This is a genomic window from Thalassotalea insulae (genome assembly GCF_030161395.1).
Classification (GTDB): domain Bacteria; phylum Pseudomonadota; class Gammaproteobacteria; order Enterobacterales; family Alteromonadaceae; genus Thalassotalea_E; species Thalassotalea_E insulae.
This window is the reverse complement of record NZ_BSST01000001.1, coordinates 964,931-988,574: the sequence shown is the minus strand read 5'-3', so window position 1 is coordinate 988,574 and position 23,644 is coordinate 964,931. Positions and strand designations below refer to the sequence as shown.

Below are 23,644 nucleotides of genomic sequence, written 5' to 3'. Positions count from 1 at the left end.
TTTGGCCTTAGGTGATTAATTCTAAATATTGTTTCTTTACAATATTCCATGTATATCTGCGTTGTGCTATTTCTCTCATTTCGCAGTTTTTTTCGTGCTGATCTATTTTTTGAATATTAGCTAGCAGTTCATCTTCGTTTGCGAAATAAATAGCCTTATGCTCAGTTGTTTCTCTATTATATGAGCAATTGAAAGCTAGGATGTTTTTGTTGAAATGCATCATTTCGACAAGCGAAGGGTTAGTTCCTCCTGCTGAATGCCCATGAATATAAAAAGAGCAGTTATTTCTAAGTTCAAATAGTTGTCGTATATCGTATATTGGATCAATTAATGTGATGTTATCATACTGACAATAGCGTTTACTCATTCTTTTACCAAATTCACTACTATTCCAGTTACCAACAAATTTGAGTTTTTTTGAACTATGACGAAAAGCTTTTAATATTAATTCAACGTTGTTTTCGGGCTCAATTCGACACAATGCAAGTGCATAATTGTCGTCTTTGCCATCGGAACTATCAAGTAAAGCGTGGTCTCCTCCATAGGCTATTACTTTAGCATCAGCACCATATTCAAGTTTGACATAGTCAGCAATTGCTTGGTTATCGGCAATAATTGTAGTTGAATATTTGATAGCTACTTTTTCTGAAAGCTTTAAGAATTTTTGGGCAAACCACCCCCACTTGTCTCGCTTCCACTCTAAACCATCAATATTTGTTATAATTCTTGCTTTAGAAAATAGACGGATGAGAGGCAAAAATAATGCTCCTGATACACCTAAGAGTAATATATTTTGAGATCTTTTCAAAGTAGCATGCAATAAAGACAAAATATCATAGGGAATACTTTGAATACCGTTTGCTTGCAAAGGAATATAATGTAGTTTTGCATTTTTATATGTTTTTAAAGTGGCTTTATAGGCTTTGGATGAACAGTAAACGCTTATTTGATATGAATCGTCTTTTTCGTCTAACAGGTTTTCTACTAGTGTTTCAAACCCTCCGTAACAGGCTGGAACACCAACTGTACCAACGATAGATAATTTAGGCATGTTGCTTGAAAACCTCTGAAAATCTTTTTTGAAATTGTGTAATAGTATAAGTGTTTAGATATTTGCTTCGTGCTTTTAACCCCATGTTAGCTAAGTCGTTTTTATTTTTAATACAATAGGCAAACAAATCGGCTAATGCTTGAGGATCATTTGGAGAAATCAGAAAACCATCTATTTTATCTTCTATTAACTCTAAAGCACCTCCATTATTTGTTGTAATAACAGCTTTTTGAGCTCTCATTGCTTCCAAAACCGTGGTTGGAAATGAGTCAACGATTATTGAAGGAACTAAACAAGCATCATATTTATAACTTTTTTTTGCTGCATTAGCATCAAATCCTTTTAATATGATTGAATTTGTGAGTTTCTTTTCTAGCAATACCGTTTGATAATCCTTGAATAGGTGGGAACTTAGCGGTGGAGCATCACCGAAAACGTGAATTTCAATTCTGTTTTTAAGCTTTTTTGGCAGTTTAGATACTGCGTCAGCAACTAACCAATGTCCTTTTTCTGGCATTACTCTTCCAATAAAGGAAATAAATACTTTATCTTTTTCTTTAGAAAGTAATACCTTCGAATTATTAGTAATATCGGGAATCCCATTTCTGACAATATAATATTTCGAAGCATTTTTTACAGATATATAGTTTTTTACCTTTTCTGAAACACAGATTATGCAATGAGAAAACAAATAGGTAAAAAGCCTCATTATTTTACCATGTGGTGTTCCTTCTAAGTATTCGTGGCAGTGCAATAAGTTCTTTTTGAAAACAACTCTAGATATAAAGCTTAAACTAAATAAAGATAAAGTATTTATGTAGATTATATCTGTATTCTTTCTTATTTTGACGAAAAGTTTGATTATTAAAATATTTTTAACAACCCAAGATAAAAGTCCTTTTGGTGTTAACATGGCTCTATGAGCAATAGGTAATTGTGGACATTCTTTGAAAATAACAGAGTCGGAATGTAACTCTTTGAGAGTGCTAGACATCTTTTTTGTTATTTTTGGAACATAAACAATGCATTTGTATTCCTTTGAAAGAAAAGATAGTACATATGTTAGAATGTTACTTGCACCATAGTTATCATCTACAGGATGAAAAAACGTAATTGTCTTCATAGAGCTTTCGAGTTATTCATAAGGGCGAATATATTATACATGGGTTAAAAGCAATTTATGAGATCGCTTAGGGATTAATTTGATCTTGATATTGAGATTTATAAACATATAAAACTAAATAAAGCATTAAGTAATATGATATTGATAAAAACTCGTGTGTTAATAAGGGAACAAAGAGGAAATATATAATGGCAACGTAAAAAATAGCTTTATTTACTTGGATTTTTTTAGCAATAGGTAAAACTATTAAAAATAAAGTGAAAAAAGCAAGATAACACGCTGTGCCTAATATACCAAAGTAATATAGTAGAAACATGTAGCCGTTTTCTATGTAATTAATATCCATGTATGAAGTGCTGTAAAAAACATCTGGTTGTTTAAAGTTACCAAATAGAATGTTGCTACTCTGACTATTAAGGTATTGCTCCCAGATCCCTCTTGTTAAGTCAATCCGACTTTGCAACGTAGAAATAGTAAATAAAACATTATCTGAAAATAGTGAAGCCACTATACCTACTACAATTAACATCATAAAAAATAGAATCATATGCTTTCTACATATTAGTAATATAGTCTCAATAAGAGTGACTCTATTTAGTGCAAAGTTTGCTAACACTAAAGTGAACCTTTGTTTTAGCTTTTTCGTATTTGAATTCGTTGAGAATAGTGTAATGCATAAATATGAAAGAATTCCTATAGTTCCATATGTTTGAGGGGTCGAGGTTGTGCCTTTAAACGCGAAAACATAAGGTAGCCCTTTTGGCAGCATACTAGATGCGAAATTCCCTATTCCAAAAAATGCAGTAAAAATAGATGCAATAAAACCAAGTAAAAAGAGTAAAAATATAGCTGGTTTGATAATAGAATTAAAGTAACTGGCATTTATAGGTAACGATAAAAACCAAATAAATAAAATGCACAGAACAATCATCGATTGTTCAAAGTGAGCTACTCCCGTAAAAAGTATGCGAATTAATAAAAAAGATATGAGCGCCAAAATGCTAATCACTTTTGTTTTAGATATTTTGATATAACTAATATTCAATAATGTTAGACTCAATAAGGTGAATTTTGTCACTCCACCAGGTAAAGCTGTAACCATTGATGCTATAAATATCAAAAATATTGATGTAATATTAAAAAGGTTCTCTTTTCTAATTATCATATAGGTGTGGCTGATTGATTATCACTTATTCTTGTTTAAATAAGTGAACTTAATTAGGAAATTTAGTAATTTACATATTAACATGAAATCGAGCTGTAAAAATGCATTAATAAAATGTGGTGTTAATTTATAATAAGACGGAGCATAAGGAATAAGTTGAGTTACTAATCTTGATTTTTGTCTCTTTGTTAAATTATGTTTACTAACTAAATGATTACATGCTAATTGAATTTTATTTGTTTTTTGAAGGGTAATTCTTTCGTGAGGATGGCTGACATCAACAATATAGCTGTAATTATTTACACATTGCGCATCACCCAAAGACAATAGCCTAATCCAACATTCAAGATCTTGCCATGCAGGCATGTCAGTATCGAACCCATTAATTGATTTAATAATTTTTGTTTTTGTGAATACTTGATTTCCTATATCGTTATTAAAAAATAGCTGATTTCTTTTTACGAGTGACTTTTTATCACACTTTATGTACTTGTCGGCTTTTTCCTTTTTTTTAACGCTACTATATAGCGCAATGACCGACGGCTTTTTATTTTTCCATTCGTTTATAAAGTCTGATATTCTATTTTCTACGAAATAATCATCGTCATCTAATCCTGTTATGTATTCACCGGAAGCGTTAAGTATTGCTTTATTTCTCCCGTAGCAGGCACCAGAATTTGAGCTGTTTATCAAAAACTTTATGTTTTTATGCTTTCGGCTTAATTCATTTAAATACTCATGAGTGCCGTCTGTTGAGCCATCATCAACAATGAGTAACTCTATTGATTTATATGTTTGATTCAGAACTGATTCTACTGCTCTTCTAAGCAATATCAGTCGATTATAAGTCGTAATGTATACTGTTACTAAATTGTTTTGATATGTCATTTGTATAAACTTTGGGATACTAAAAATTAATTAACAAGACTTTGTAAAATACCGAACTAGAATGAATATCAAAGCAATGAATCCACCTAACATTGTTCCAATGATCACAATGAGTGCTCTTTTAGGACTTTCTTTTGTATCAGGAACTTGAGCAGGATCGATAGTTTTCAATACATATTCGCTTTTTACATGAATTAACATCATGCTTTTAGTTTGTTCTTCAATAAGTTGGTAAAAAACGTTTTCCATGTTACTTATTTGAGTCAGCTTAAGTTGCTTATTCAGATAATCTATAGAAGCTTTTGTTTCTACTTGATCTTGATGTCTCATGAACTCGTTAATATCTGTAATAAGCCAAGTTAACCATTGTTTGGCAAGTGTAGGAGAGTAATACTCAATTGATATATTGATGATAGAGGTTGTTTTGTCTTGAGTTATTTCTATTCTTTCAAGGAAGTTTTGATAAGCTTCCCATAAGGAAGGTTTAGCTTGCTTTGGGGGAGATACACTTCGAAGCCACTCTTTCTTCGATTCATTGTATATTTCACTATCTATTATTAATGTATTGGTTTCAGGCTCCCAGTTCTTTGCTGCCATTAGTGGGACTAACAAATTGTGATCTTGAATGAACTTCTCTATAAATGAACGTGATTGCAATATTTCTAGCGTTAAAGCCGTTTTATCAGCTTGACTTGCGGCCAAGTTAATACCTGCGATACTAGCTAAACTGCCTAATTGATTAGCTAAACCTCCTAAGCTATTGGCACTTGTATTACTATTTACTGGAGAAAGTAATGTGGAAGCTTTATATGTATTCGGTAAAGTCAATGTGTAAATAATTGAACAAATAGCGAAAAGAATACAAACAGCAATTATATAAAATTTTTTTCTCCAAGTTTCCTGCCATAATTCTGCCAAATTTATTAGCTCATCATTATTATATTTTTTTTGCACAGGTATCTTGGAAGTACTGGGTTGGTTTATTGATTGCTGATTTATTAAATTTGACACAAGTAATACTTTATATAATTCGAGCCTGAGCTCATACGGAGTCGGTTATTATATAGATACGATATGTATACTGTAAAGTTTTAGTTATTGGATGAATCGACCAGACTACCCTAGACGTTTTCTTGGTTCATAAATTTTAGGTGGTAGCTCGTGCAACCTTTATAAAAGTTTATTTACAGTTTCATTTTTTTAATTGAGATTTATCGGATGTGTAAATATTGATTACAAACCAGTACCTAATTTGCTGGTTTTTTGTTAGAATCGCGGCAATTTTTACTCTTTGGGTATGTTTTGATGAATGTTATTGAAGGTTCTTTTGTCGCATCAGGCAAAAAATTTGCGATTGTAGTCTCTCGTTTTAACCATTTTATCGTAGATAGTTTATTAGCTGGCGCAGTTGATACTTTAAAGCGTCACGGTGATGTTGCTGAGAGCGATATTACGGTAATTAAAGTACCAGGTGCCTATGAGTTGCCATTAGTTGCTAAAAAAGCGGCGAAAAGCGGCAAGTATGATGCCATTATCGCAATAGGTGCGGTTATTCGTGGTGGTACGCCACATTTTGATTTTGTTGCTGGTGAATGTAACAAAGGCTTAGCACAAGTATGCTTAGAGTCTGAAATTCCGGTGTCTTTTGGTGTTATCACCACAGACTCTATCGAACAAGCGATAGAGCGAGCAGGCACTAAAGCCGGTAATAAAGGCGGTGAAGCGGCGCTTGGTGCATTAGAAATGGTTAATGTGCTGTCTCAGCTATAATCTAAGCTAGAATTGTTAAACAGGATATTTTTGTGAAACCATCTCCGAGAAGAAAAGCCCGTGAACTAGCGGTACAAGCGGTTTATTCATGGCAAATGAGTGAAAACTCGGTTGCTGATGTTGAAGCACACTTTTTAACCGAAAATGCGAAACGTCGTTTTGAAATTGAATATTTTCAAAAGCTATTTCGTGGCGTAACTTCGCAGGTGAGCTCTTTAGACGCAGCTATAGAACCTCATGTTGCCCGTCCATTGGATGAAATAGATCATATTGAAAAAGCGATTTTACGGGTTGCTGTATTTGAATTAAGTGACTGCGCTGATGTGCCATATCGAGTGATAATCAACGAAGCGATCGAATTAGCGAAACTTTTTGCTGCCGATGATAGTCATAAATTTGTAAATGGCGTACTCGATAAAACGATTAAACTGATCCGTCCGCAAGAATAATTTGCTTGATAAAAATCTTGATTAGTAGTGAGGCGCCTGACTTAGTGCGCCTTTTATGTTTTTAACGGTAAAAAAATTAGGCGCTATTATCATTTAACTGATGTTAATTACATTATGAAAGAATTCGATTTAATAAGAAATTACTTCACTGAACAAATAGTAAAACGTAAGGATGTGTTTTTAGGTATAGGTGATGATTGTGCCTTATTAACGCCACCTGAACGTCAATATTTGGCGGTAACCACAGATACTCTAGTGGCTGGTGTGCATTTTCCTGAAAACACACCAGCTAAAGCCGTAGGTCATAAAGCGGTTGCCGTTAATTTATCTGATCTTGCCGCTATGGGGGCTGAGCCGTGCTGGATTTCTGTCGCCTTGACCATTCCAGAAGCAGACGAAGACTGGGTTGGAGAATTCTGTCAGGGGATGTTTGAATTATGCGAGTATTATAATGTTCAGTTAGTGGGGGGAGATACCACTCAGGGGCCGCTTAGCATTACTATTACCGCACAAGGTACTGTACCTTATGATAAACAAATAACCCGAAGTGGTGCTAAAACTGGTGACTGGCTTTATGTCACCGGAGAAATTGGTGATGCGGCGTTAGCGTTACAACATTATTATCAACAAATTGAGTTACCCGAGGATGTGTTGGCGCTTGTTCAAAAGCAACTAGATTATCCGGTACCTTGTGTTTTAGTTGGACAAGCCTTACGAGGATACGCTTCTTCAGCGATTGATTTATCTGATGGCTTGTTAGCCGATCTCAGACATCTATGTGAGAGTTCGAATGTCGGTGTCAATCTGGTATTGGATCAGTTGCCTATTTCAAATGCCCTATACGACAGTCTGGGAGCAGAAAAAGCTATCGAGCTAGCGTTACAAGGCGGCGATGATTATCAGCTGTTATTTACTGTCTCTGAAGATAATAAGGTTGGTATGGAAACCGCGTTAGCGGATATTGGCGAAACCATCACTTGTATCGGGCAGTTAAATCTCTCCGGAAAAATTACCACAACTTTAAATAGTCAGCCAACGCAAATCAATGCTAAAGGCTTTGAGCATTTTGACAGTGACCAATAATTGATATGAATAAAGCTCGTTTTCGTTTAGCTGATCCGATTCAGTTTCTTGCACTTGGGTTTGGCAGTGGTTTAGCACCGAAAGCCCCTGGAACCTTCGGTACACTAGCGGCAGTACCGCTGTTTTTGGGCTTGAGCTTTCTTAATGCTAGTTACTTTTTAGCCATTGTTGTGCTAATGGCGATTTTGGGCGTATATATTTGTGGTCATGCTGCTAAAGCGGTTAATGTGCATGATCATCCTGCGATTGTTTGGGACGAATTTGTTGGCTTTTTAATCACTATGTTATGGCTACCAGTAACGGTAGAAACTGTGATTGTTGGTTTTCTTCTATTTCGTATTTTCGACATTATTAAACCTTGGCCGATCAGCTGGCTAGATAAGCATTGTCATGGTGGCTTTGGTATTATGATCGATGATGTTGCTGCTGGCCTTCTGGCTCTTGCTTGTATGCATTTTATTTATTAGTTCAACTTGTCGAGGTTACCACGACCAACAAAAAGCCCAAGCTAATTAGCTTGGGCTTTTTAGTATTTAATAAGCAAATTGCTAATGTAGGATGCGTGCTTTTATCGTGCCTTCAATTGCTTTTAATGCCCGTAGCGCTGTTTCACTGTGATCCGTTTCAACATCGATCACCACATAACCTATTTGATCATCTGTTTGTAAGTATTGTGCGGCAATATTGATGTTGTTTTCGGCAAACGCCAAGTTAATTTTAGTTAATATACCTGGTTGGTTATGGTGAATATGCAATAATCGGCTGGCGCCAATATGACTTGGCAGCGAAACTTCCGGGAAATTTACCGCAGATAAGGTAGAGCCATTATCCGAGTATTTCGCTAGTTTGCTTGCTACTTCTAAGCCGATATTTTCTTGTGCTTCTTTGGTGCTGCCACCTATGTGTGGCGTAAGAATAACATTATCAAATTCACGTAGTGGTGAAATGAATTCTTCATCGTTGCTCTTAGGTTCAACTGGGAAAACGTCTATTGCAGCACCAGCGACTTTTTTCGTGGTTAACACTTCTGATAGTGCGTCGATATCGACTACTGTACCACGTGAGGCGTTGATAAAAATTACGCCATCTTTCATGACATCAAATTCAGCGGCACCCATCATATTTTGTGTTTGGGGGGTTTCTGGCACATGTAAACTGACCACATCTGCCTCTTGCAATAAAGAGGTTAAGCTCGGTGCTTGGCTGGCGTTACCTAGCGGCAATTTGGTTTCAATATCATAAAAGCGTACTTTCATGCCGATAGTTTCCGCCATTATTCCCAGCTGCATCCCGATATGACCATAGCCAATAATACCAAGAGTTTTTCCGCGTGCTTCGACAGACCCTGTCGCTGATTTATTCCAGATACCACGATGCGCTTGAGCACTTTTTTCAGGGATACCGCGTAGCAATAATAACAGTTCACCTATTACTAGTTCAGCTACTGAACGAGTGTTAGAAAATGGTGCATTAAATACCGGGATACCACGCTTTTGTGCTGCTTTGATATCTACCTGATTCGTACCAATACAAAAGCAGCCAATAGCGACTAATTTTTTAGCATGACTGAGCACTTTGTCGTTTAACATAGTGCGAGAGCGAATACCAATAAAGTGGACATTGGCTATTTTTTCAATTAGCTCGTCTTCGGCTAATGAAGTTTTAAGGTATTCAATGTTACTGTAACCTTGGGATTTTAGTTCTTCTAGTGCGCTTTGGTGAACGCCTTCAAGTAACAAGATCCTGATTTTTTCTTTGGCTAATGATTTATTACTCATAGTGCTTAATCGCTCTCGATAAAAGTGTTTAGATGGCTAGATATCCAAATCTAGTGCTAAACTAGCATATAGTGTATAAACTCTAAAGTGTTATTTTACTATTTTTGCGCCTTGTGCGGTGCCTAAAATAAGTAGATTGGCGCCGCGATTAGCAAATAAGCCGTTAGTTACCACGCCTACTATGCTATTGATGGTGTTTTCCAGCCCCTTTGGATCGATTATTTCTAAGTTATGCACATCGAGAATGACGTTACCATTGTCGGTGACTACACCTTGACGATATTCTGGATCGCCACCTAATTTGACTAATTCACGGGCAACATAGCTACGTGCCATAGGGATCACTTCAACTGGTAATGGAAATTTACCGAGGATAGGTACTTGTTTCGTTTCATCACAAATACAGATAAAGGTTTTTGCCACAGCCGCGACAATTTTTTCTCGAGTTAATGCGGCGCCACCACCTTTGATCATCTGCATATGTTCAGTGATTTCATCAGCACCATCAATATAAACATCGATTTCATCGACGCTGTTTAAATCAAATACTTCAATGCCATAGGCTTTTAGGCGCTTAGTTGACTCTTCAGAACTTGAAACCGCACCCACAATTTTGTGCTTAATGGTCGCTAAGGCATCGATAAAGTGATTAACCGTCGAGCCGGTGCCGACACCAACTATTGTGTCTTCTTTTACAAATTCCAGCGCTTTACAGGCGGCGGCTTTTTTCATTTCGTCTTGAGTCATAAGGGATCCTAGGTGAGGTTTTGGGCTTTATTATAGCAGCCAAGTTTTCGCCTGTGTTACTAGATTTTTAATTAATCACAATTGAGGTTTATCAAACTGATAATGGTGTGTAGGGGTGACTATGTGCGGCACTGGCATGTCCCAGGCTTCTGTCGGTATTTCGTTAAGTTGTTGGCAATCGTGTGCAAGACCAATCACAATTGGTTTATCGCTTGATAAGTTCGCTAAAGTTCTGTCGTAGTAACCACCGCCCATCCCTAAACGGGCTCCGGTGTTATCGAAGGCAACTAATGGCGTAAAGATAATATCTAGCGCATCCGCGGGGCATACAGTATTAACATTTAATATTGGCTCTAGTATGCCATATTTATTTTCTTTCATGTGGCTTTGAGCATGATAGTGTAAAAATAATAAATGGCCGGGATTAAACGGGTGAAGCACCGGAATATAAGTAGCTATTGCGTGTTGCCAACACCAGTTAATAAATGGACTGGTATCTAGCTCGCCGTCGTTCGCAAGATAAATCGCAACTTTTTTGGCTGATGTTAACCATTTGAGCGTGGTTAATTGCTTAATTAATGATTGGGCGGATACTTGTTGAAAGTGAGCAGATAAGGCTTGGCGTTTTTCTCTGACTTCTTGCCGTAATGCTTGTCTTAATTGTTGCTGAGAGTTAGATGTTTTCATAAAAAAAAAGCGGTGGCATCTGCCACCGCTTATCATGTTATTTAATTATGCTGTAGTGGCCGCAGCCTTGTCGACAGCAGCAACTTCTTCTGTGTCATTTGATAGGTTTTCCCAAATGCGAGACTTAAAGCTCAACAATAAGATAACAATACCAATACCAATACTAAATAAACTAATCTGAATATATAAATTCGGTAGTTGGTCTACTCTATTTGGATCAAAGTTACCGGCTAGTAAACCGGAAATAATGTTACCAATAGAATAAGTTAGTACGAATACACCCATCATTTGACCGGCAAAGCGACGTGGTGATAACTTGCTGATCGCACTTAATGCTACCGGGCTTAAGCATAATTCACCGACTGTGTGAAGAAAGTAAGTAGCTACCAACCAATACGGCGCCACTTTTAATCCTGATGCTGCATATTGTGCTGCAAAGAACATCACGATAAAGCCACTGGCCATAACCATCAGGCCGATAGCGCATTTGATGCCGTAACCTGGGCTGACAAAACGCTTACCTAAGTTAATCCATAGGGCGGCAAAAAATGGAGATAGTAAAACGATAAACATTGCGTTTAATGATTGGAACCAGCCTGTTGGTATTTCAAAACTACCCACTAAACGATCGGTATAATCTCGGGCGAATAGGTTCATTGAAGAGCCTGCTTGTTCAAAACCAGACCAGAAACAGGCGGAGGCAATACAGACTAATAATAGTGCGCCCAAACGCTTCATTTCGTTAGGGGTTAGATTACCAAACATATAAATAGCAGCGTAATAGAGAACAAACATCACGGTAAAGCTGATAGCAACATATTCTGCAACAGAGACAGGGTCGATAATCAGTGCGCCATTTAGGGCAAGTGCTGTTATCGTTGCCAGAATGATTAACATCGCCCCAATTGCGGTCCAGCTCATTTGCTTACCTTTAGCGCTTAATGGTGCCGCAGGTTGTGCACCTACACCTTGTAACTTACCTAGCGTTTTACGGTATTGCAGTAAACCAACCGCCATACCAATGGCCGCTGCGCCGAATGCCCAGTGCCAGCCGAAGTTATCTTGATCTTCCATCAGGTAACCACAAATGGTGTAACCTAACACAGAGCCTAGGTTAATCCCCATATAATAGATGGCATAACCTGAATCGCGACGTTTATCTTCGTCTGAATACAACTGACCAACCATGGCGCCAATGTTAGGTTTTAATAGACCGGTACCTAAAATAACGACGATAAGGCCGATAAAGAAAGTTTTGTCGTTTGGTATCGCTAGAATGATGTGGCCACACATAATAATAAGTCCACCGTACCAAACTGCTTTTTGGCCACCAAGTAGTCTGTCTGAAATCCAGCCGCCGGGTAATCCCATAAAATAGACACTACCTGTGTATAAGCCGTATATGGCTGCCGCTGAAGCAACTGTTAAGCCAAGGCCGTTCTCTTGTAAGGTTGCGGTCATAAAAAGTACTAACAGCATGCGCATGCCGTAGTAACTCATGCGTTCCCACATTTCAGTGAAAAACAGAGTTTTAAGACCTTCTGGTTGACCAAAAAAGGTCTTAGTATTTTGCGTTGTCATAAATAATTTATCCTTCCTAAGCTGTGCCATTAGCTGTATGGGTATTTTTATTGTTATTGAATATTACATCAGGATATCGATGTATTATCGTGGCACAATTTACATTTTCAGCGCCCATTTATACCTGTGATACCGGGTGAGCGCAAGCAAAGAAGTATTTTAGCCAAATTAGGAGTGTAAAGTTGTAGGATAAATATTCTTTATTTGGCAATTGCGTAATGGCGAAAATATTCTCTTATTATGGTCTATTTAAATGTGACTCCTGCTGGTGTCTAACTGCTGTTTAATAGTATGATCTGCACTATTAATGATTATTAGTATTGGTGTGAACATAAAAATGACAAAGAAAATAACGAAAGCAGTGATCCCTGTTGCCGGATTAGGGACTCGTATGTTACCTGCAACTAAGGCAATACCAAAAGAAATGCTGCCTATTGTCGATAAACCTTTGATCCAGTATATCGTAAATGAATGTATTGATGCTGGCATTAAAGAGATTGTTTTAGTGACACATTCATCCAAAAATGCCATTGAAAACCATTTTGACAAATCGTTTGAATTAGAAACAACGCTAGAAAAGCGTGTTAAGCGCCAACTGTTGGATGAAGTGCAGGCGATATGCCCGAAAGGGGTCACTATCATGCATGTTCGTCAGGGGGAAGCCAAAGGTTTAGGCCATGCAGTATTAAAGGCGCGACCAATTGTGGGTAATGAACCGTTCGTTGTTGTTTTACCTGATGTGATATTAGATGAAGCAAGTGCTAACCCGAGAACGGAAAACCTTGCTGCCATGCTGCGTCGTTACGATGAAGTCGGTTATAGTCAAATCATGGTAGAGCCGGTACCGATGGAAAAAGTGAGTAGTTATGGCGTTGCTGATTGTGAAGGTCATCAATTAGCTGCTGGTGAGTCGAAAACCATGACCGCTGTGGTTGAAAAGCCAGCACTAGAAGAGGCACCTTCAAATTTAGCGGTAGTTGGCCGTTATGTTTTATCCGGTGCTATTTGGGATTTGCTAGAGTTTACCCCGCCTGGTGCTGGTGATGAAATTCAACTAACAGATGCTATTGCCAGCTTGATGAAAATGGAACCTGTGGAAGCGTTTCATATGACTGGTAAATCTCATGATTGTGGTTCAAAACTCGGTTATATGAAAGCTAATGTTGAATACGGATTACGTCACCCAGAGCTTGCTACTGAATTTAAACAGTATTTAGCTGAACTGATTTAAGCACTGAGCTTAGATACACAGTAATGTTAGACAGTTTAATCAGATAGTAAAAGGATGACGGTGGGTAATAGTATGACAGCGCTTTGTGCGTTAGCAAAAGATGCTAAAGCGCGAACAATTGAAACCCTGTTTGATGATAGCAAACGGGCTGTAAACTTTTCTGTCGATGCGGCAGGTATTTTCCTAGATTATGCAAAACAAAATCTAGTTCAAAGTGAACGGGATGATTTATGTCATTGGGCTAAGACTCAAGGGCTAGATCAATATATAGAAAAGATGTTTAGCGGTGAAAGAATAAACCAGACGGAAAATCGTGCTGTTTTGCATCCGCTATTAAGGGCTCCGGAAAAGGAGAAAAAAGCGGTTTTGGGAACACAAGCTGCTGAGGTTATTGCGACTGAGCAAAAGATGTCGCAATTGGTTAATGATATTAGTCATGGTCAATACTGTACTGTCAATGGGCAAAAGTTTACTGATGTGCTGGCAATCGGCATCGGGGGCTCCTATTATGGCATTAAACTTGGTATATCGGCGCTAAAGCCTTATCACACTACCGGGTTGAATGTACATGTATTAGCCAATGTTGATGGCGATGCAGTTGCTGAAAAACTGGCATTATTATCAGCTGAAACAACCTTAGTAGTTGTTATTTCGAAAACCTTTACTACACAAGAAACCATGCTAAATGCTGTAGCGGTAAAACAGTGGATGTTAACCCATGTAGCCCAGCCGAATATCATTGCCCGTCACTGGTTTGCTGTCAGTACTAATATTACAGCAGTGACTCAATTTGGTATCACCAAAGACAATATTCTGCCAATGTGGGATTGGGTGGGAGGCCGTTTTTCTTTATGGTCAGCTGTTGGTTTTCCATTAGCATTAGCGATTGGCGAGCAGGGATTTGCTCAATTAAAACGTGGTGCTTATTTGATGGATCAACATTTTAGACAAGCACCATTTGACCAGAATATGCCAATCGTTATGGCGTTAACAGGCCTATGGAATCGCAATGCACTTGGTTACTCCAGTCTGGCTATTCTACCATATAATCATGCTTTACGTGCTTTGCCGGGGTATTTACAGCAAACAGATATGGAAAGTAACGGTAAGTCGGTTTCGTTGCAAGGCGAAAAACTGGGCTGGCACACAGCACCTATTGTTTTTGGTCAGGAAGGTACTAACAGTCAGCATGCGTTCATGCAGTTAATGCATCAAAGTGAAGAGATCATCCCGACTGATTTTATTGTTTGTGCCCAAGGGCACCATGATTATTCAAAGCACCAACAAGTGTTAGTAGCAAACTGCTTAGCACAGAGCGAAGCGTTAATGCGAGGGAAAACTTTTGCACAAGCAAAAGCAGAGCTTATGGCTAATGGAAAGTCAGAGCAGCAGGCTGAAGCATTGGCTTTGCATAAAGTTATGAAAGGTAACACTCCCAGTAATACCTTAGTGCTGAAACAGTTAACGCCGAAAACGTTAGGGGCTTTACTGGCGTTATATGAACATAAAATTTTTGTACAAGGGGTCTTGTGGCAACTTAACTCTTTCGATCAATGGGGGGTTGAGCTAGGGAAAGAGCTGGGAGCACAAATATTGCGTGCGATGAATGACAATCTAAGTGATGACCTTTCAAGTTCCACTTTATCGTTAATAAAGCGTATCAAGCAGTTAAGTGATAAATAAGAAAAACTTTATTAGATAATATTTTTATATTCCATATAGGTCTATAAAAGTGTTTTCTTATATGGATGCTTTAGTGCCAATGTGGCAAAATGTTCTTATATATTTAGTATGGATTAAATTATAAGACAGCAATGAACTTAACTCATCTACAAAAGTTAGAAGCCGAATCTATTCACATTATGCGTGAAGTGGCTGCGGAATTTGATAAACCTGTGATGCTTTACTCAGTAGGTAAAGACTCTGCGGTGTTATTGCATTTAGCTCGTAAAGCTTTTGCGCCAGGAAAAATTCCATTTCCTTTATTGCATGTCGATACTACATGGAAGTTTAAAGAAATGATCGCCTTTCGTGATCAAATGGCAAAAGAATATGGCTTTGAGTTATTAGTGCACCAAAACCCAGAAGGCTTAAAAATGGGGATTAGTCCTTTTGTGCACGGTAGCGCAAAACATACCGATATCATGAAAACTCAAGGCTTAAAACAGGCGTTGGACCATTACGGTTTTGATGCAGCCTTTGGTGGTGCCAGACGTGATGAAGAAAAATCTCGCGCTAAAGAGCGTGTTTATTCTTTCCGTGATAAAAATCATCGTTGGGATCCAAAAAGTCAGCGTCCGGAATTATGGAATATCTATAATAGTAAAGTAGATAAAGGCGAAAGTATTCGTGTTTTTCCACTCTCTAACTGGACTGAATTAGATATCTGGCAATATATTTATTTAGAAAATATTAAGATAGTGCCTTTATATCTGGCAAAAGAACGTCCGGTTATTGAGCGTGACGGTACGTTGATCATGGTAGATGATGATCGTATGCCAATCGCAGATGATGAACAGGTGATGATGAAAAATGTTCGTTTTAGAACCTTAGGCTGTTATCCATTAACTGGGGCGGTTGAATCAAATGCCACTACCTTGCCTGAGATTATCCAAGAAATGTTATTAACAAAGACTTCAGAACGCCAGGGACGAGTGATTGACCATGATTCGGCTGGTTCGATGGAGAAAAAGAAAATGGAAGGCTACTTTTAGTCAGCACATTCAATTTGTAAACGTTAATAACCGCTGGCTCAGCTGGCACTGTAGACCCTATTTCAAGGAAATACTATGAGTCCGAATTCTGACTTACTTGCAACAGATATTGAAGCTTATTTAAAGCAGCATGAAAACAAAGAAATGCTACGTTTTTTCACTTGTGGTAGCGTTGATGATGGCAAAAGCACGCTTATTGGCCGCTTATTACATGACTCAAAAATGATCTTTGAAGATCAGTTAGCAGCAATTGAAAGTGACAGTAAAAAATCAGGCACCACAGGTGAAGCGGTTGATCTGGCACTGTTAGTTGATGGCTTACAGTCTGAGCGTGAACAAGGTATCACTATTGATGTTGCTTATCGTTATTTTGCTACTGATAAGCGTAAGTTTATTATTGCTGACACCCCGGGACATGAACAGTATACCCGTAATATGGCAACAGGGGCTTCAACTTGTGATTTAGCCGTAATATTAATTGATGCCCGCCATGGAGTGCAGGTACAAACTCGCCGCCATTCTTTTATCTGTTCATTGCTTGGTATTAAGCATGTTCTAGTCGCGGTTAATAAAATGGACCTGGTGGATTACAGTCAGGAGCGTTATCAGGAAATTAAGAAAGAATACCGAGACTTTGCTGACCAGTTAAGCTTTGATGATGTTCGTTTTGTGCCTATTTCGGCGTTAAAAGGTGACAATGTCGTTGACGAAAGTGCCAATATGCCTTGGTACCCTGGTGCGACCATGATGAAGTTGCTTAACACCATTAAAGTGGAAGGCAGCTCAGAATTTACCGAATTTCGCTTTCAAGTGCAGTATGTTAATCGTCCACATCTAAATTTCAGGGGCTTTGCCGGTACAGTCGGTTCTGGTCACATTCGGGTTGGGGATGAAATTGTCGCATTACCATCGGGTAAAGAAAGCATTGTTAAATCTATTGTTACCTTTGATGGAGAACTTGATCGTGCTGATAAAGGGCAGGCGGTAACTATCACTCTGGAAGATGAAATTGATATCAGCCGTGGTGAGATGATAGTGAAAAAAGGTGCGTTGCCGACATCTTCAAAAGAACTCAATGCTAATGTCGTCTGGATGCATGAAGATGAATTAGAAAGTGGTCGCGAATACTACATCAAACATGGCACTAAAATCACTACAGGTCATGTGTCGTCGATTGAATATAAAGTCAATGTCAATACCATGGAGCAGTCTGAAACTTCACAATTAGCATTGAATGAAATTGGCTCGGTTAATTTTGATCTGGCAGAGCCGTTACATTTTGACCCGTATCAAAATAATAAAGCTACCGGTGCTTTTATTATCATTGATCGCTTAAGCAACATTACCGTCGGCGCAGGGATGATTAATCGGGCGATTCAAAAAGGCGAGGAGCATGAGTTCAGTGCCTTTGAATTAGAATACAATGCGTTGATCCGCAAACATTTTCCTCACTGGGGTGCTCGAGACATCACAAAAATGAGCTAGTGAACTCAAGCGTTTGCTTATCGCTGACTGGCAGTTGTATTCTGCCAATTCAGCTGTTACAACATATCAGTAAATATTGCTGCTAAAAGGATAAGAATAGTGGTAGCAACTCAGTGGTGTTTAATTGCCATATTTTTTGTGACATTTATCGGACTGGTGAAGTTCCAGCGGGTGCCTGAAAGGGTGTTTGCTGGTGCTATGCTGGCCTGTTTAGCGGCTTCCTATGTTAGCACACAAGATGTGCTGAATAATGCGGTAAATCCTGGATTAGTGACACTGATTCTATTGGTGCTTGCCTCTTTTTCTTTTGAACGTACGTCCATTTTGCGCCGAATGTCCTCGGTGATGATCAATGGTTCGGCATTTTTTTCCACCGTTCGTACCTTAGTATATACTGCACTAGCATCTGCCTTTATGAATAATACTGCGGTTGTCGCAGCTTTGATCTCTACGGTACAAAGTAATAGGGTAATTAACCCTGGTAAGTTACTGCTACCGTTGTCATTCGCTGCGATTTTAGGCGGTACTTTAACCTTGGTAGGAACCTCGACTAACTTAATTGTCAATACCATGCTAATTGAGCGTGGTAATGACAGTTTAGGTTTTTTTGATTTTACTCCTATTGGTATTGTCGCGTTAGTGGCCTGTTTAGTTGTTGTGCTGGTCAGGCAATACAGCTTGCCAGAGCTAGACAAGGAAGTATTAACTAATCAAGACTATTTGCTTGAAGCCAGGGTCAGTAGCGATTCAAAAATGATCGGCTTAACGGTAGAAGAAAATGGCCTACGAAATTTGGATGCGTTGTTTTTGGTGGAAGTGATCCGTCAAGGGCGGCTAATTTCACCGGTTGCTCCTGATGAAGTGATCATGGCAGATGATAAATTGATTTTTTCTGGTGATGTTTCCAAAGTACTGGTATTACAGCAGTTTGACGGCTTAACCCTGTTTGCTGAACAAGATGGCCTGCTAAGGGATAATTTAACGGAAGTACTTATTAAACCAGATTCCTCTGTGGTTGGAAAAACCTTAAAACAAGCGGGTTTTCGCGCTCGTTTTGATGCCGCCGTAGTTGCTGTACGCCGAGAAGGGGCTGCACTTTCGGGTAAACTTGGAGCATTGATTATTCAGCCGGGAGATTTTCTGGTGTTAGCGGTTGGTAATGACTTTAGTACTCGGACTAACTTAACGAAAAACTTTTATATTCTGTCCGGCCATCAACCGGATAATATGCTTTATGGCTGGCGGGATAATATTACCCTATTTGGTTTTATTGCTGCGATTGCTGTATCGGTGCTGACCAGTGTATCTCTGTTAAAGTGTATGATCTTCTATCTGGCAATATTAATTTTTAGCGGTTGTTTAACCATTAATGAAATTAAACGCCGTTTTCCTTTAGAAATTTGGATGATAGTTTTGGGAGCATTGACTTTAGCACGAGCGTTAGAATCCAGCGGTGTTGCTGAGTTAATCGCTGTGAATATCGAGTCCGTGCTATCAGGTCAGAGTGCTTATTTTACCTTGGTTGCAATTTTTGTTCTAACCTTAGTGATCACTGAACTGATCACCAATAGTGCGGCGGCAGCACTTCTTTTTCCTATCGCCTATAGTATTGCGCTGGGGTTAGGAGTTAGCCCTATTCCTTATGTGATGGCAGTGGCGTTTGCTGCGAGTGGCAGCTTTATTAGCCCATTTGGTTATCAAACCAATGTTATGGTATATAACGCAGGTAATTACTGCTTAAAAGATGTGATTAAGTTTGGTTTACCAGTATCTGTTACCTATAGTGCTGTTGTCCTTATTTTGCTCCCTATTGTTTTTCCTTTTACTTGATAAAGGTGATCAACCAGATGAAAACTGAAAATACCGTATGGCATGCTCAGCATGTCGATAAGAAACAGCGTGCTGACTTAAAACAGCAAAAACCTTGTTTACTGTGGTACACCGGGTTAAGTGGCTCTGGTAAGTCTACTATTGCCAATGCAGTAGACGCATTATTATTTGAGCGTGGCTGTCATAGCTATTTGCTTGATGGTGATAATGTTCGTCATGGCCTAAATGGTGATCTATCTTTTAGTGATCAAGACAGAATTGAAAATATTCGCCGCATCAGTGAAGTAGCGAAATTATTTCTTGATGCCGGATTAATTGTCTCAACTGCATTTATTTCTCCTTTTTCCGCCGATCGCGCGATGGCAAAAAACATGCTTGAGATTGGAGAGTTTATCGAAGTATATATCGATACTCCGATTGATGTGTGTGAACAGCGCGATCCTAAGGGCTTATATAAAAAAGCCAGAGCAGGTGAGATCAAAGACTTTACTGGGATAGATTCTGAATACGATGTGCCAGAAAGTCCTACGTTACATATTAAAACAGCAGAATATGATATTGCTCAATGTGCTGAGCAAATTGTCAGTTATTTACAAATGCATCAATATATTAAGTAAAAGGAATCGTTATGCATTTTGATGTTTTTAATGGCGATGCCGATGGCATTATCGCTTTATTGCAGTTACGTCTGGCTGAACCAAAAGACGGACAATTAATTACTGGTGTAAAACGCGATATTAAACTGCTAAAACAGGTATCAAAGGCCGCTACTTCTGTGACAGCATTAGACATCTCGATGGAGACGAATAAGCAAGCCTTGTTAGAATTGCTAGCGCAAAAAGTGAGTGTCTTTTATGTTGATCACCACCGCAGTGGAGATATTCCAGATAGCCAGTTACTTAACGCTATTATTGATACTGATGCGAATACCTGTACTAGCTTACTGGTTAATCAATATTTAAATGGGCGCTATGCACGCTGGGCGGTAGCGGCAGCTTATGGCGATAATATGATCGTTTCTGCAGACGCTTTAGCTAAGCAACTAGGATTAACCGAAACCGAACGTCAGCAGTTAAAAAATCTCGGTATTTACATCAATTACAATGGTTATGGCCGCACGTTGGACGATTTACATTTTGCTCCTGAGGAATTATTTAAACAGTTATTGGCGTATTCTGATCCACTGATGTTAATTGCTAAGCAGGGATCGGTTTATTATCAGTTAGCACAGGCATATCAAAGCGATATGCAGCTAGCTAATAGCGCTAAAGTGTTAGTAAATAATCCTGTCTGCAAAATGGTAGAGCTGCCGGATGAAAAATGGGCGCGGCGGGTCAGTGGCGTCTTCGGCAACGAATTGGCAAATCAGTCGCCGGAAAAGGCCCATGGGGTCTTCACTATTAACGATGATGGCTCCTATACCGTGAGTTTACGGGCGCCATTAGCGAATAAGCAAGGAGCGGGCGATATATGTGCACAGTTTGCTACTGGCGGCGGCAGGGCAGCGGCGGCAGGTATTAACCAATTACCGGCACAAAGCATTGAACAATTTATAGAAAGCGTGTCACAATATTATGGCGAATAACATATAAAGTTTAATAGGGAATGGCAAACAGATGAAACTTTTGATCACAGGTGGAACGGGTTATATTGGTAGTCATACCGTTGTTGAATTACTTAACTTAGGTTATGAGATTGTCATTGTGGATAATTTAGCTAATTCATCCACTCAGGTATTATCTCGAATAGAGCGCATTACCGGCAAGCAGCCAGTGTTTATTAAAGCAGATATTTGTGATCGTCAGGCGATGTCTGAACTTTTTAGTCGCCATAATATTGATGCTGTCATTCATTTTGCCGGCTTAAAGGCGGTTGGTGAGTCTAATACTATTCCGCTCAGTTATTACCATAATAATGTCAGTGGTTCGGTTACCTTGTTTGAGGTGATGGCTGAATATAATGTGAAGAATTTGGTATTTAGCTCGTCTGCAACCGTTTATGGTGAGAATAATGTTTCTCCATTAGATGAGTCTATGCCGACTTCGGCCACTAATCCTTATGGGCAAACTAAACTAATGATCGAACATATTTTGTTTGATTTGGCAAAGAGTGATCCACAGTGGTCAATTGCTTGCCTACGCTACTTTAATCCGATTGGTGCGCATCATTCTGGGTTAATCGGTGAAAACCCTAACGGTATTCCTAATAATTTATTGCCTTATGTTGCACAGGTTGCGGTTGGTCGCTTACCTAAGTTGCAGGTCTTTGGTGATGATTATGACACTGAAGACGGTACTGGAGTTCGGGATTATATTCATGTGGTTGATCTCGCATTAGGGCATGTTAAAGCATTGGAAAGTTTAGATAAAATTAATGGTTGTCAGCCGATCAACTTAGGTACAGGTAATGGTACCTCAGTTTTGGATATCGTTAATACCTTCCAGTCGATTAGTGGTCAGAATATACCTTATGAAATAGTACCAAGACGCGAGGGAGATATTGCTACGGTTTTTGCTGATGCGGGGGTTGCGCAAAAACTATTGAATTGGCAGGCAGAGCGGGATTTATCGACCATGATTGAAGATACTTGGCGTTGGCAATCAAATAACCCGAATGGTTTTGAATGATTTTATACCAAACTGCATAATATTTGCTTAATGTAGAACAACTCTATTTTCACCAATCTTATTTGTTCTAATGGTGCTACTGGAATCCTACATGATTAAATATTTATGCAGATTGATATTATTTAGGACGAGTCAATATTAAGTAACTAAAAAAGCGCCATTTGGCGCTTTTTTTGTGGCAGCAGCTAATGATTAGCCTTGCAGTTGTGCCTGTTCATCGGCCCAGGCAATTGCTTCTTTGTAATCCTTAACTACTTTGTCTTTCGTCAGGCCGAGTTTTTCCATAACGACTGACGTTTTATCCCAATGAGCTTGTTCTATTTGCTCAACCAGAATAATTAACGCGGCTAACACGCCTTTTCGTGTAGTTAGTGCTTCTTTGATTTCTTGAGCCAGCGGCAATTTCTCTAAAATGCTGTCGAGTGATTCATCTAAAATGGCATCGATTAGAGATAACAGGCCTGTTAAAAATGCTATCGATGTGTCGAGCGGTGTTTTTAAATCTTCAGCGATTAATTCACAGAATTTAGCTCGGGTCATAGCAGCGTTAATCAGTTCTGATGGTTTATCTGGATTAACATTTGTGGCAAACATTAAGCCAAGAAAGCGTTTTAGTTCACCCGAGCCTAAGGTAACCAAGGCCTGCTTAATGGTTGAAATTTCGCTACGACGTCTGAAAATTGCGGAATTGGCATACCGTAATAATTTATAAGACAGTGAAACATCCCGTTCAAACACTGAGGTGATACTATTCAAGTCTAACTCAGGTTTGGACGTTTCATATAACAGCTCTGCCATTGCCATTTGTGAAGGTGATAAGGACTTTGTTTTCACCATCTCTGGCTTAGCAAAAAAGAACCCTTGGAATAAATCAAAGCCTAATTCTAATGCTTGATTATATTCTTCATAGGTTTCGACTTTTTCTGCCAGTAACTGAATTTGGGGGAACTTGCTAATGGCTTGTTTAATTTCCTGAATCTGTTCTATGCTGGTTTCTTGCCAGTCAATCTTGATGATTTTGATATAAGGATAAAAATGTGCCCATACTTTTTGATGAACATAATCATCCAGGGCCAGGATATAGCCTTCACTACAAAGCTCTTTACATAGATTAAGTAAGGTTTTTCCCGGTTTAACTGTTTCCAGAATTTCAATCACCACTTCATCTGTGGTTAACATTCTTGGGTAATCTTTAGTTAGTGTATCTAGCGTGAAATTGATAAACGCCGGTTTATTGCCGGTAAATTCACTGATCCCTAAGTGAAATTGGCTCGCTTCCACCATTTTGCTGGTGGCTTCATCACCATCGATATCGGGGAAAATATTTTCAATACTATCGCGAAACAACAATTCGTAAGCAAAAAGATTCTTATTTTTATCTAGAATTGGCTGCCTGGCTGCATAGAAGTACATAGAAATTCCTGTTTACTACTGT

At 38.7% G+C, this 23,644-nt stretch carries 22 protein-coding genes; 12 read left to right on the top strand and 10 right to left on the bottom strand.

Features of this window, described 5'->3' with window-relative positions:
* Positions 1-7 precede the first annotated feature (7 nt).
* From QQK06_RS04580 to QQK06_RS04560, 5 genes are all read right to left on the bottom strand, one after another.
* Positions 8-1,051, bottom strand: a complete 1,044-nt coding sequence (locus tag QQK06_RS04580) for a DUF1972 domain-containing protein (protein ID WP_284243444.1) — start codon at positions 1,049-1,051, stop codon at positions 8-10.
* Complete coding sequence (locus QQK06_RS04575) at positions 1,044-2,174, bottom strand: glycosyltransferase family 4 protein (RefSeq protein ID WP_284243441.1); 1,131 nt, start codon at positions 2,172-2,174, stop codon at positions 1,044-1,046. Before QQK06_RS04575 ends, QQK06_RS04580 begins: the two co-directional genes overlap by 8 nt.
* A gap of 67 nt (positions 2,175-2,241) precedes the next feature.
* Positions 2,242-3,339, bottom strand: coding sequence for a hypothetical protein (locus QQK06_RS04570; RefSeq protein ID WP_284243440.1), 1,098 nt, complete (start codon positions 3,337-3,339; stop codon positions 2,242-2,244).
* A 21-nt stretch (positions 3,340-3,360) separates the two neighbouring features.
* Positions 3,361-4,227: a glycosyltransferase family 2 protein gene (locus QQK06_RS04565; RefSeq protein ID WP_284243437.1), complete on the bottom strand. Its 867-nt coding sequence runs from the start codon at positions 4,225-4,227 to the stop codon at positions 3,361-3,363.
* 30 nt (positions 4,228-4,257) lie between these two features.
* Positions 4,258-5,238 (bottom strand): Wzz/FepE/Etk N-terminal domain-containing protein, encoded by a 981-nt coding sequence (locus QQK06_RS04560; RefSeq protein WP_284243436.1) that lies wholly within the window; start codon positions 5,236-5,238, stop codon positions 4,258-4,260.
* Between the two features lie 294 nt (positions 5,239-5,532).
* Here QQK06_RS04560 and ribH point away from each other — a divergent pair, with 294 nt between their 5' ends.
* The 4 genes from ribH (at position 5,533) to QQK06_RS04540 (ending at position 7,996) form a co-directional block, all read left to right on the top strand.
* Entirely contained in the window at positions 5,533-5,997 is a 465-nt protein-coding gene (gene ribH, locus QQK06_RS04555; RefSeq protein ID WP_284243435.1) for a 6,7-dimethyl-8-ribityllumazine synthase, read from the top strand.
* Positions 5,998-6,029: 32 nt separating this feature from the next.
* Positions 6,030-6,446, top strand: coding sequence for a transcription antitermination factor NusB (gene nusB, locus QQK06_RS04550; protein ID WP_284243433.1), 417 nt, complete (start codon positions 6,030-6,032; stop codon positions 6,444-6,446).
* 114 nt (positions 6,447-6,560) lie between these two features.
* Positions 6,561-7,529, top strand: coding sequence for a thiamine-phosphate kinase (thiL, locus tag QQK06_RS04545; protein WP_284243432.1), 969 nt, complete (start codon positions 6,561-6,563; stop codon positions 7,527-7,529).
* Positions 7,530-7,534: 5 nt separating this feature from the next.
* The gene (locus QQK06_RS04540) at positions 7,535-7,996 is read left to right on the top strand and encodes a phosphatidylglycerophosphatase A family protein (RefSeq protein WP_284243431.1); all 462 of its coding nucleotides are present in this window, start codon (positions 7,535-7,537) and stop codon (positions 7,994-7,996) included.
* A gap of 81 nt (positions 7,997-8,077) precedes the next feature.
* Here QQK06_RS04540 and serA read toward each other — a convergent pair whose 3' ends face one another.
* The 4 genes from serA to QQK06_RS04520 form a co-directional block, all read right to left on the bottom strand.
* On the bottom strand, positions 8,078-9,307 hold the full coding sequence (gene serA, locus QQK06_RS04535; protein ID WP_284243430.1) for a phosphoglycerate dehydrogenase: 1,230 nt from the start codon (positions 9,305-9,307) through the stop codon (positions 8,078-8,080).
* Positions 9,308-9,397: 90 nt separating this feature from the next.
* Positions 9,398-10,054 (bottom strand): ribose-5-phosphate isomerase RpiA, encoded by a 657-nt coding sequence (gene rpiA / locus QQK06_RS04530; protein WP_284243429.1) that lies wholly within the window; start codon positions 10,052-10,054, stop codon positions 9,398-9,400.
* Positions 10,055-10,129: 75 nt separating this feature from the next.
* Positions 10,130-10,741 carry a 5-formyltetrahydrofolate cyclo-ligase gene (locus QQK06_RS04525; RefSeq protein WP_284243428.1) on the bottom strand — a complete coding sequence of 204 codons (612 nt, stop codon included), beginning with the start codon at positions 10,739-10,741 and terminating at the stop codon, positions 10,130-10,132.
* Positions 10,742-10,786: 45 nt separating this feature from the next.
* Complete coding sequence (locus tag QQK06_RS04520) at positions 10,787-12,322, bottom strand: peptide MFS transporter (RefSeq protein WP_284243427.1); 1,536 nt, start codon at positions 12,320-12,322, stop codon at positions 10,787-10,789.
* A gap of 337 nt (positions 12,323-12,659) precedes the next feature.
* Here QQK06_RS04520 and galU point away from each other — a divergent pair, with 337 nt between their 5' ends.
* From galU to galE, 8 genes are all read left to right on the top strand, one after another.
* On the top strand, positions 12,660-13,553 hold the full coding sequence (galU, locus tag QQK06_RS04515) for a UTP--glucose-1-phosphate uridylyltransferase GalU (RefSeq protein ID WP_284243426.1): 894 nt from the start codon (positions 12,660-12,662) through the stop codon (positions 13,551-13,553).
* 54 nt (positions 13,554-13,607) lie between these two features.
* Positions 13,608-15,236: a glucose-6-phosphate isomerase gene (gene pgi / locus QQK06_RS04510; RefSeq protein ID WP_284243425.1), complete on the top strand. Its 1,629-nt coding sequence runs from the start codon at positions 13,608-13,610 to the stop codon at positions 15,234-15,236.
* Positions 15,237-15,367: 131 nt separating this feature from the next.
* Complete coding sequence (gene cysD / locus QQK06_RS04505; protein WP_284243424.1) at positions 15,368-16,267, top strand: sulfate adenylyltransferase subunit CysD; 900 nt, start codon at positions 15,368-15,370, stop codon at positions 16,265-16,267.
* A 75-nt stretch (positions 16,268-16,342) separates the two neighbouring features.
* Positions 16,343-17,752, top strand: coding sequence for a sulfate adenylyltransferase subunit CysN (cysN, locus tag QQK06_RS04500; protein WP_284243423.1), 1,410 nt, complete (start codon positions 16,343-16,345; stop codon positions 17,750-17,752).
* Positions 17,753-17,851: 99 nt separating this feature from the next.
* Positions 17,852-19,582 (top strand): SLC13 family permease, encoded by a 1,731-nt coding sequence (locus QQK06_RS04495; protein ID WP_284243421.1) that lies wholly within the window; start codon positions 17,852-17,854, stop codon positions 19,580-19,582.
* 17 nt (positions 19,583-19,599) lie between these two features.
* Positions 19,600-20,199, top strand: coding sequence for an adenylyl-sulfate kinase (gene cysC / locus QQK06_RS04490; RefSeq protein WP_284243420.1), 600 nt, complete (start codon positions 19,600-19,602; stop codon positions 20,197-20,199).
* 11 nt (positions 20,200-20,210) lie between these two features.
* Positions 20,211-21,167, top strand: coding sequence for a DHHA1 domain-containing protein (locus tag QQK06_RS04485; protein ID WP_284243419.1), 957 nt, complete (start codon positions 20,211-20,213; stop codon positions 21,165-21,167).
* Positions 21,168-21,198: 31 nt separating this feature from the next.
* On the top strand, positions 21,199-22,209 hold the full coding sequence (galE, locus tag QQK06_RS04480) for a UDP-glucose 4-epimerase GalE (RefSeq protein WP_284243418.1): 1,011 nt from the start codon (positions 21,199-21,201) through the stop codon (positions 22,207-22,209).
* Between the two features lie 192 nt (positions 22,210-22,401).
* Here galE and QQK06_RS04475 read toward each other — a convergent pair whose 3' ends face one another.
* Positions 22,402-23,622 carry an EAL and HDOD domain-containing protein gene (locus QQK06_RS04475; protein WP_284243417.1) on the bottom strand — a complete coding sequence of 407 codons (1,221 nt, stop codon included), beginning with the start codon at positions 23,620-23,622 and terminating at the stop codon, positions 22,402-22,404.
* Positions 23,623-23,644: the final 22 nt, after the last annotated feature.